Source organism: Streptomyces sp. NPDC005533 (genome assembly GCF_042871845.1).
Taxonomy (GTDB): Bacteria; Actinomycetota; Actinomycetes; order Streptomycetales; family Streptomycetaceae; genus Streptomyces.
In genome coordinates, this window is record NZ_JBIAJH010000002.1 from 65312 (window position 1) to 73620 (window position 8309).

The 8309-nt window shown below is 73.5% G+C and carries 4 protein-coding genes; 1 reads left to right on the plus strand and 3 read right to left on the minus strand.

From position 1 onward, the window contains the following. The first annotated feature begins 155 nt into the window (after nucleotides 1-155). Nucleotides 156-2678: a tetratricopeptide repeat protein gene (locus ACFYP3_RS02360; RefSeq protein ID WP_388825432.1), complete on the plus strand. Its 2523-nt coding sequence runs from the start codon at nucleotides 156-158 to the stop codon at nucleotides 2676-2678. Between the two features lie 256 nt (nucleotides 2679-2934). Here the strand turns inward: ACFYP3_RS02360 and ACFYP3_RS02365 are convergent, their stop codons facing one another. From ACFYP3_RS02365 to ACFYP3_RS02375, 3 genes are all read right to left on the minus strand, one after another. Continuing rightward, on the minus strand, nucleotides 2935-3180 hold the full coding sequence (locus ACFYP3_RS02365) for a hypothetical protein (RefSeq protein WP_388825435.1): 246 nt from the start codon (nucleotides 3178-3180) through the stop codon (nucleotides 2935-2937). A gap of 366 nt (nucleotides 3181-3546) precedes the next feature. Continuing rightward, nucleotides 3547-6015 (minus strand): excinuclease ABC subunit UvrA, encoded by a 2469-nt coding sequence (gene uvrA, locus ACFYP3_RS02370; protein ID WP_388825438.1) that lies wholly within the window; start codon nucleotides 6013-6015, stop codon nucleotides 3547-3549. A 328-nt stretch (nucleotides 6016-6343) separates the two neighbouring features. Further along, the gene (locus tag ACFYP3_RS02375; protein WP_388826082.1) at nucleotides 6344-8200 is read right to left on the minus strand and encodes a serine hydrolase; all 1857 of its coding nucleotides are present in this window, start codon (nucleotides 8198-8200) and stop codon (nucleotides 6344-6346) included. Between the last annotated feature and the right edge of the window lie 109 nt (nucleotides 8201-8309).

Genomic DNA, 8309 nt, shown 5'->3' on the forward strand with positions numbered 1-8309 from the left:
GGCTGGTCGGGCTCCCTCCGGGGTCGCCCCAGCCAACCGCGGCCGGCCGATCCGGACCAGGCAGTTCATCCGGCAGAAGTACGGTCCGGCATACTTCTGCCGGATGAAAGGACCGGCGGACCGGCCGGTTCGCGCGGCACCGGGGGACGAGCGGTATGGGGACGGACACACCGGCCACCGGCGGGTTCGGCGAGCACCTGCTCCGCCTGCGCACGGACGCCGGGCAGAGCCAGGAAGTGCTGGCGCACGCCGCGGGGTTGAGCGTACGGGCCCTGTCGGACATGGAGCGCGGCCGGTCGCGGGGGCCGCAGCGGCGCACCGTCGCGGCCCTGGCCGCGGCGCTGGGGCTGGACGCGACCGGCACCGAGGAACTGGAACGCGAGGCCAGCCGGGGACGGCCCCGCGCGCGCCGGGCCCCGGCTGAGGCGGCGGCCGGCTCGCACGCGGGCGCGGGCCCGGCGGCGGACTCGGACCCGTACGCGGGCGCCGACCCCGCGGCCGGTGCCGGCGGCGCGGCGGACGCCGGTGGGAAGCCGGCGATCGGGCCGCCCGGAGGCGCCGGCCCGGGCCCCGCCACCCCGGGCCCCGCCGTCCGCCACACCCTCGCCCTTCCGCGTGACCTGCGCGACTTCACCGCACGCGGGCCCGCCCTGGCGCGGCTGGCGGCCCTGGCCGAGCGGTCCGACCCCGACCGGCCGCAGGTGGCGGTCGTCTGCGGGCAGCCCGGCCTGGGCAAGACCGCCTTCGCCGTGCACGCCGCCCACACCCTGGCAGCCCTCTTCCCCGACGGCCGGTTCTACCTCGACCTGCGCGGCATGGATCCGCAACCGACCCCGCCCCGCGACGCCCTCGCCCGCCTGCTGCGCGCCCTCGGCGCCACCGACGTACCCGCCGACACGGACGACCGCAGCGGCCTCCTGCGCTCCCTCCTGCGCGACCGCCGCGTCCTGCTCCTCCTGGACAACGCCGCGGACGAGAACCAGGTACGGCCCCTGCTGCCGGGGGAGGGCGCCTCCCTCACCCTCGTCACCAGCCGCCACGCCCTCGCCGGCCTCGAAGCGGTCCACCGCACCGAACTCGCCCTGCTCCGGCGCGAAGAAGCCGTCGAACTCCTCACCCGCATCATCGGCCCGCACCGGGTCACACGAGAAGCCCAAGCCGCGCGCGACCTCGCCGAACTCTGCGGCCACCTCCCCCTGGCCGTCCGCATCGCCGGACAACGCCTCGCCGCCCGCCCCACCGAGCACATCGGCAAACTCGCCACCCAGCTCGCCGAACAGGGCGGTCGCCTCGACGCCCTGAAGGCCGGCTCCCTCGAGGTCCGGGCCGCTTTCGCCCTCTCCTACCGGCAACTGAGCCCGCAGGCACGGACCGTCTTCCGACGCTCCTGCCTGGCCGGCGGCCCCGACTTCAGCCCCCGGACCGCCGGCCTGTTGGCCGACCTGCCCGCCCGCACGGCCGCCCGGTATGCCGAGGACCTGGTCGACGCCGGCCTCCTCCAGTCCCACCCCACTGCTGACCGCTACCGCTACCACGACCTCCTGCGCCTGTTCGCGGCCGAGCAGTTGGCCGAGGAGGACGGGCCCGAGGAGATCGCCGCCTCCGAGGACCGGGCCGCCCGCTGGACGCTGCGCCGGGCCACCGCCGCCGCCCGGCACTTCGAGGTGGAGTACGGGTCGGCCGCCGCCCAGGGTGACGCGGAAGGCGATCCCGACCCGGCCACCGCGCCGGTCGGCAGTGACCGGGCCCGGGCCTGGCTGGAGGAGGAACGGGCCCAGTGGCTCGGGGCCCTGCGCCACGCCCAGTCGACCGGCCGGCACCGGCAGGTCGTCGACGCGGCAGAGGCGATGCACTGGTTCTCCGACGCCACCATGGACTGGGAGCTGTGGGCCGAGGTGTTCCTGCGGGCCGCCGACTCCGCCCGGGCGCTGGGCAGCACCCGCGAGGTGGCCGTGCAGCTGAACTACCTGGCCTGGGCCCGAAACATGTGCGTCTTCGACTACGCCGGAGCGCTGGCCGCCGCGGACGCCGCTCTGGAGGCGGCCCGCGAGGCGGGCGACGAGCTCCAGGTGGGCTGGGCCCTGGGATACGGCGCGGGGGCGCTCCAGCGGCTCGGCCGGATCGGGGAGGCCGTCGCCCGGCTGAGGTCGTCGGTCGCCCGGTTCGCCGGGCTGTCCTGCGGCGAGAGCAGGCTGGCCGAACTCACCGCCCTGAACGCGCTGGGCCAGGTCCTGCGCATGGACGGCCGACCCGAGGAAGCACTGGCCATCCACCGCCGCAGCGAGGCGCTCTGCCGGGCGGGCATCCCGGGGCGGCCGACGGTAGTGAGCCGTGCCTACCTGTCCCTGGTCACCCAGAGCATCGGCAACGACCTGGCCGCGCTCGGCCGGTGGAGCGAGGCGGAGGCGACGCTGCGTGAGGTGCTGAGTCTGCGTGCGGTGGACCCGGTGTCCTTCTGGAGCGAGACCGCCCGGCTCGAGCTGGGCGTCGCCCTGCGGCACCTGGGCCGTCACGACGAGGCCCGGCACACCCTGACGGCCGCCCACGAGGCCCTGGTCCGCCTCAACCACCCCCGGCAGCTCGAAGCCGCCGCCGAGCTCAGCACCCTGGAAGCCGCTGCCGCCGCCAGCGTCCGTACTCACGGCAGAGCCGCCGACCGCCCCGGCGGACCTCGATGACCAGGCCCCTGGCCGCCGCACGCCCCGCTCACGATCCCGATCCAGCAGGTCGCTGCCGCCTGTAACGGTGCCCGCGGGAGCCGGGCCCCCGCAGGCCCGAGGCTGCCTGCTGACCCCCCCCGCTCGGCCCCCCGGGGGCCGGGCGGAAGTGGCAGCCGCCCGGCGCCGAACTCACCACCCCGCACCCTGGGGAGGGTGCGGGGGCGCGAGCAGCAGTGCCGGTGCCGGGCGCGCAGGCGGCGCGCCCGGCCGTCACTCACTTCTTGTCGGTGCGGAGTGGGTGACCGCACAACTCCTCGTACTCGTCGCGCTCCTCCGAGGTGTAGTCCTCACCGCCGTACACGGTTCCGGAGCACTGCTGGTGCCGGAGACGCCGGTCCTGGTCCGACGTGGTCAGCGCCATGTCGACCTGAGCCCAGGCGATCAGGCCGACGCAGAGCAGCGTCATCAGGTACAGGAACGCGGCGAACTTGCCGTGAAGCGTCGGGAAGGTGATCGTCACCTGGCGAGGCTGGGGCGGCATGGGAGGCGCGGGCGGCAGGTTGTAGGCCGGGGTGGTGGGTGGCTCGGGTATCGAGGTCACGGGCCTGGCTTCTCTCTTTTGATGTGATCGCGTCGCGCCGGAGTGAACTGTAGGGGATGCGGTGCGGAGGCCCGCTACCGGCGACCCACACAAAAACGAAGCCACCCAGGAGGTCATGCAAAGCGGATCGTGTGCTGTGAAGGATCACGGTGGGCGCCGTTGAGCCGCTATCGCCGAAGGCACGCGAGCGGACGGCCGCCCGTCCTACAACTGCCCCACCTCGGGGATCGGGGTTCCCTCGAAACGCCGGATCCGGCCGACCGGTGCTCAGTCCTCGTGCCGTCGTCAGGAGCGGGCGAGGCGGGCCGCGAGGTAGGGCGCGGTCGCGCTGCGGCGGGTCCTCGCCACCTTGGCCGGCGGGCCCGCCGCGACGACCCGCCCGCCCGCGTCGCCGCCACCCGGCCCCAGGTCGATCACCCAGTCGGCGGTGGCGATCGTGTCCAGGTCGTGCTCGACGAGGACTACGGTGTTGCCGGCGTCGACGAGCCGATGCAGCAGTCTCAGCAGCAGCGCGATGTCCGAGGGGTGCAGCCCCGCCGTCGGCTCGTCGAGCAGGTAGAGCGCGTGCCCGCGGCGGGCTCGCTGCAGTTCGGTGGCCAGCTTGATGCGCTGCGCCTCGCCACCGCTGAGTTCCGTCGCGGGCTGACCCAGCCGCAGGTATCCCAACCCCACCTCGCGCAGCGTCTCCAGACTGCGGGAGGCGGCCGGGACGGCGGACAGGAACTCGGCGGCGTCGTCGACGGACAGCGCCAGCACGTCCGCGATGTTCTTGCCGCGATAGGTGACTTCCAGTGTTTCGGCGTTGTACCGGGCGCCCCGGCAGGTCGGGCACGGCGCGTACGTGCCGGGCAGGAACAGCAGTTCCACCGCGACGAATCCCTCGCCCTGGCAGGTCTCACACCGCCCTTCCGGCACGTTGAAGGAGAACCGCCCGGCCGAGTAGCCGCGCGCCCTGGCCTCGTCCGTCGTCGCGAACAGCTTGCGCACCGCGTCGAACATTCCCGTGTACGTGGCCAGGTTGGACCGGGGCGTCCGGCCGATGGGCCGTTGGTCGACCCGGACCAGCCGGTCGAACGACTCGACCCCCGACGCGTCCTGGACATCGACCTCCAGCTGCGCCTCGTCCGGCTCCTCGGGTACGAGTCCGAGGTGGCCGCGGACGACCTCGGCGAGCACCTGCGTCACGAGCGTCGACTTTCCGGAACCGGACACGCCCGTCACCGCCGTCAGTACGCACAGCGGTACGTCGACCGACACGTCGTGCAGGTTGTGGCGGGAGACACCGCGCAGGTGCAGCCAGCCGTGCGGCGTGCGCGGCCGGTGATCGAGGGGCCGGGCGCGCCCGAACAGGTACTGGCTCGTGGCCGACTCCCGGACCCGCTCAAGGCCGGCGACCGGGCCGCTGTACAGCACGCGCCCGCCGCCCTCGCCCGCACCGGGGCCGATGTCGACCACCCAGTCCGCCCGCCGTACGACGTCCATGTCGTGCTCCACGACGAACAACGTGTTGCCCGCCGCCTTGAGTCGGTCCAGCACGTCCAGCAGCGGCTCCGCGTCAGCCGGGTGCAGGCCCGCGGAGGGTTCGTCGAGGACGTAGACGACGCCGAACAGCCCCGAGCGCAGCTGGGTGGCGATCCGCAGGCGTTGCGCCTCGCCGGGCGACAGGGTCGTCGAACGGCGCCCGAGGCTGAGATAACCGAGGCCCAGGTCAAGCAGTACCTCGATCCGCGCGACCAGATCGCCGCAGATCCGGACCGCGACCTCGGTCGTCTCCCCGGACCGGGCGGTCGACGTGGTGGCGTCGGCCTTGGACCGCCCGGCGACGGGCCGCAGCAGCGCCACGACCCCGGTGAGCGGCATGGCGTTGATCTCGGCGATGGAACGTCCGGCGAAGGTCACGGCGAGTGCCTCCGGCCGCAGTCCGCTGCCGTGACACTCGGGGCAGGGGACGCTCCTGACGAACCGGAGCGCCCGTTCGCGCATCTTCTCGCTCTTGGAGTCGGCGAGGACGTGCATGACGTGCTTGCGGGCGCTCCAGAACTTGCCCTGGTAGCCGTAGTCGATCCGGTCCTCCTCCGGCTCGATGTACACGGAGGGCTGCTCGTCCGTGTACAGCAGCCAGTCCCGGTCCTTCTTCCTGAGCCTGCGCCACGGTCGGTCGATGTCGATCCCCAGGCCGCTCACGACACTGCGCAGGTTGGCGCCCTGCCAGGCACCCGGCCAGGCGGCGATCGCCCCGTCGCGGATGCTCAGCGAGGGGTCGGGGACGAGCAGGTCCTCGGCGACGTCGTGGACGACGCCCAGTCCGTGGCACTCCGGGCAGGCGCCGGCCGCGGTGTTGGGTGAGAACGACTCGGCTTCCAGCCGTGCGGCCCCGGGCGGATAGGTGCCGGCGCGGGAGTACAGCATGCGCAGCAGGTTGGACAGCGTGGTGATGGTGCCGACCGTCGAGCGCGAGCTGGGCGACCCGCGTCGCTGTTGCAGGGCCACGGCGGGTGGCAGTCCGGTGATTTCCTGTACGTGGGGTGCGCCGACCTGTTGCAACAGTCTGCGGGCGTACGGTGCCACGGACTCGAAGTAGCGCCGCTGGGCTTCCGCGTACAGCGTGCCGAACGCGAGCGAGGACTTGCCCGAACCGGAGACTCCGGTGAAGGCGACCATCGCGTCCCGCGGAACGTCGACATCGATGTTCCGAAGGTTGTTCTCACTGGCGCCCCGGACATGTACGAAAGGGTCCCTCGCGTCCTTGTTCACCGTTCCTGATTACCTGATCACGCCGGGAACCGCGCGACAGGCGCCGTCGCCGAACCCCGCTCACACGGGTACCGGAAAGTCCCGGACGAGCGGCTCCCGGGGAAGCCGCGCCGTGGCAAGCGTCACGGTGACGGGAATTGCGGAGATGTTGTCAGACCCCTTGAGGGTTCTGCTCAAGGTATGGGAATTCCTTGTCGTGTATTGAGCAGTCCGGGCGGGCGGGCGGGCCGCATTCTTGCCCGCGGGCGACAGGGTGGTGGACATTTCGACGACCCCCGGTAGCCCCGCCCGCGGCCGGGCTCCGAGGGGTGGCCGGTCTCCTTCTGCTCTAGTCCGGAGAGCGGGTCCAGCCGATGGCCTCCAGGCGGGGGGCGTCGGCGGGGCGGTCTTCCGCGAAGAGGAGGTGGGTCGGTTCCGACACGCGGACGATGTCCACGTAGATCCCGCGGCCGACGTAGCGGCCGGTCGCGGTGTGGCGGAAGCGCAGCCGTACCTCGCGGCCCGACCAGGCGGCCGTGAGGGGGGCTTCCAGGCGGTGCCAGGTGCGGCCGGACCAGCCGCTCACCGCGCCGCGGGGCCATTGCTCGGGCGCGCCGCCGGTGGACCGGACGGTGCTGAAGGGTAGCGGTTCCCAGTGCTCCCCGTCGGCCGAGGCCTCCAGGTGCAGGGCGCCCTCGCCGGGCACGGTGTCCCACCACACCGCGCAACGCAGCCGGGCGGCGGCCGTGGCGGGGGTGAGCGGCGGCAGGGTGAGCGTGCCCGAGGCACCCGGCTGGATCCCCGAGAACCAGGCCGCGCCGCCGTGCCGGGTGCGGACCGGTACGGCGCGGGCGAAGCGGTTGCCGACGGCCACACGCGGCGCGCTGCCGGCGCGCCAGGTGCGGACGGGGTGGACGGAGTTGCCGAGCAGGACCAGGAAGGAGTCGGTGGACGGGTCGAGGACAAGGGAGGTGCCGGTGAAGCCGGTGTGACCGGCGGAGTGCGGGGTGGCCATCGCGCCCATGTACCAGTGCTGGTAGAGCTCGAAGCCGAGACCGTGGTCGTCGCCGGGGAAGGCCGTGTTGTAGTCCGTGAAGAGCAGCTCGACGGAGGCGGGGCGCAGGATGCGCCTGCCCGCGTACACCCCGCCGTCGAGGAGGGCGCGGGCGAGGACGGCCAGGTCCCAGGCGGTGCCGAAGACGCCGGCGTGGCCCGCGACGCCGCCGAGCGCGTACGCGTTCTCGTCGTGGACCTCGCCCCACACCAGCCCGCGGTCGAGGCCGGACCAGGGCGGGCGCTGCACCTCGGTGGCCGCGGTGACCCGGCGCCAGGAGAGCGGTGGGTTGTAACGAGTGCGCTGCATCCCGAGTGGAGCAGTGATCTCGTCGCGGAGCAGGACATCCAAAGTGCGACCAGTGATCTGTTCCAAGAGCAGCTGGAGGGTGATCAGGTTCAGGTCGGAGTACCGGTAGACCGTCCCGGGAGTCTCCTGCGGCCTCACCGACCACAGCAGCCTCAGACGACCCTCCCGCGTGGACTCCTTGTAGAAGGGTGCCCAGGAGCGCAGCCCCGAGGTGTGGGTGAGCAGTTGGCGGACGGTGATCACCTCCTTGCCGCCCCCGGTGAACTCCGGCAGGTACCGGCGCACCGGAGCCTCCAGCTCCAACTGCCCCCGTTCCATCTGCTGCACGGCCAGGATGGAGGTGAACAGCTTGGTCAGCGAGGCCAGGTCGAAGACGGTGTCCTCCGCCATCGCGATCCGCTCGGCCGCCGGGAACTCCCGGACCCGGTCGGTCCGCCCGTCGTAGTCCGCGTAGCGAACGGCCTCGCCCATGGCCCGGTGCAGGGCGATGGTGCGGCCCCGGCCCGCGAGGACCACCGCTCCGGCGTAGTAGGGGTGTTCGGGGGAGGGGCCGAGGAACCGCCGGGCCTCGTCCGCGACCCCCTCCAGGTGCTTCTCCAGCAGCCCGGCCTGGCGTGCGGACCCGTACCGCAGACGCAGGCCCTGGAGGGCGCGTCGCTCGGCCGGGTTGCCCGAGGCGCCGGCGGAGCCGGGGAGTGCGGCGTGCAGGACGAGTACCCCGCCGAGGGCGAGCAGCCGCGCCCCGAGCCGCCGCCGCGTCAGCCGCCCGGCCTCACCCCCTTCTCCGGGCCCCTCCGCTTGCGCACGACCAACGCCGCCGACGCCGCCGGTGGCGCCGCTGATCTGTTCGGTGCTCGCGGTGCTCGCGGTGCTCGCGGTGCTCGCGGTGCTCGCGGTGCTCGCGGTGCTCGCGGTGCTCGCGGTGCTCGCGGTGCTCGCGGTGCTCGCGGTG

Excerpts from the sequence above, each read along its gene's own strand:
- ACFYP3_RS02360 (WP_388825432.1), top strand. The coding sequence starts at position 156 with ATGGGGACGGACACACCGGCCACCGGCGGGTTCGGCGAGCACCTGCTC.